Annotated in this window: 3 protein-coding genes; 1 reads left to right on the forward strand and 2 read right to left on the reverse strand. The window is 48.9% G+C overall.

Going from position 1 to position 1,690, the window contains the following annotated elements; all coding sequences use genetic code 11:
• Nucleotides 1-929, forward strand: a 929-nt coding sequence (locus O9295_RS08005) for an alpha/beta hydrolase family protein (protein WP_288032612.1), incomplete at its 5' end; no start/stop codon positions are given.
• Nucleotides 930-1,070: 141 nt separating this feature from the next.
• On the opposite strand, the gene O9295_RS08010 is transcribed toward O9295_RS08005, so the two are convergent.
• Both O9295_RS08010 and O9295_RS08015 read right to left on the reverse strand, forming a co-directional pair.
• Nucleotides 1,071-1,304, reverse strand: coding sequence for a hypothetical protein (locus O9295_RS08010; RefSeq protein WP_288032613.1), 234 nt, complete (start codon nt 1,302-1,304; stop codon nt 1,071-1,073).
• A gap of 161 nt (nt 1,305-1,465) precedes the next feature.
• A partial coding sequence (locus tag O9295_RS08015; RefSeq protein WP_288032614.1) for a hypothetical protein occupies nt 1,466-1,690 on the reverse strand: 225 nt, incomplete at its 5' end.

Here is a 1,690-nt window from a genome sequence, read left to right on the forward strand (position 1 = left end):
TTTGGTATCCTACTAGTTCGAAAGAAAATTCAAACAGCATTGGCGAAAACATAGCTTTTGTTGGAGTATCAGCGATACGAAACGCCCCCCCTAATCTAGGTGATCACCCACTAGTTATACTTTCACATGGGTATGGTGGCAACTGGCGTAACCTTAACTGGTTAGCTCATTTTATGGCATCTCAAGGATACATCGTTGCAGCGGTTGATCATCCTGGAACATCTACTTTTAATAAAAAAATAGAAAGTGCAAAGCAGCTTTGGCTGCGTCCCCAAGATTTAAGTGAATTGATAAATGCAATAATAAAGAATCCTACTTATGCAGGATACGTGGACCAACAGCGAGTCGCTGCCATAGGGCATTCTCTTGGAGGCTGGACAGTGCTTGCTCTAGCAGGCGCAAAATTCGACACCAACCGCTTCGAGCAAGATTGTAGAGACCATAGCCAGTTAGCCAGTTGTAAACTTCGCCAAACATTAGGTCTCGACATGAACCTCTCAAATGAAAAATTCCAAGAAAGTTATAAGGACAATAGAATTAAATCTGTTATATCATTAGACCTTGGGCTAGCCAGAGGATTTACTCCGGAATCCCTAAGGAATATAGACACCCCAGTTCTTGTAATGGCTGCGGGAGAGGAGAATGATCAAATACCAGCAGAAATGGAGTCTGGTTATCTAGCAGGGAAACTATCTCTCCCCAAAGAGCAATATATTAAAATTGACGGGGCAACACATTTCAGCTTCATGCAGGAATGTAAGGTTGGAGCTGTTAAGTTGATAGCTGAGAAGGAACCTGGCGACGAGATCGTTTGCCAAGATGGCATAAATAAAAGCAGGGCCTTGATTCATAATGAAATCGGTGTGGAAGTTAGTAAGTTCCTGAAAAAGAACTTGTACCTACCCAATCGCACACCACTTACCAAGTAAATGGAAAATATTTAATAAACTATTGCTCCACGAGCAACTAGCCGTAACGGCTCTAGCTCGCAACTAGTGAGACAAAAATCCCCATAAATACAGCCTCCCCCCCGAGGACTAGCTCAGCATGTCCTCGGGGGCCAACGGTAGCTACAGCTCAAGCCCTCGATACCGATCATACTCCAGCGATAATTCCAGCTCTTTGATCTCCTTGAGTTCTTTGGCCTGCTCGTTGATCACCCCTGCGCGCTCTGCAAGTTCTCCAGCGCCTTGTTCAAGGCGCTGACACTGCAGCTCAAGCTCCCTAGCGCTGCGCTGGTAACCTTGTTCGAGTGCGTTACCCCGCTCTGCAACGTCCGGATCTCCTCGTGCAGGTCGCTGCATAGCTTCCCGCAACTCCTGAGCGCATCGCTGCACACCTTTTGCAACGCGCTCAAAGAGTGCGCCTGCTGCTGCAATTGCTGCCTCAAGTCCTCTGTTTGTTGTTCGTGCCGCTGTTCGATCTGTTCCAGCTTCGCCAACAGTACCCGCTCCAGCTCTGTCATTTAGCGCACCTCCACGGCCATCTCGCCCGCCTCTGTCTTGAACGGCGTCCCCATCTTGCGGGAGAGGATGTAGCCCTTGCCATCCTTGCCCTTGACGTAGCTCACCCCCTTCGGCAACTCGTCCAGCGTGCTCTGGGCGCTGCTGATCTCTTGCCGCAGCGTCCGCAACGTCCCCATGTCTTGCTCGATCTGATCCCATATCCAGCTCATGCCAAACCAACTCCC

The organism is Microcystis sp. LE18-22.4A (assembly GCF_027531105.1).
In the GTDB taxonomy this organism is placed as follows: Bacteria; Cyanobacteriota; Cyanobacteriia; order Cyanobacteriales; family Microcystaceae; genus Microcystis; species Microcystis aeruginosa.

Excerpts from the sequence above, each read along its gene's own strand:
- O9295_RS08010 (WP_288032613.1), bottom strand. The coding sequence starts at position 1,304 with ATGCAGCGACCTGCACGAGGAGATCCGGACGTTGCAGAGCGGGGTAAC.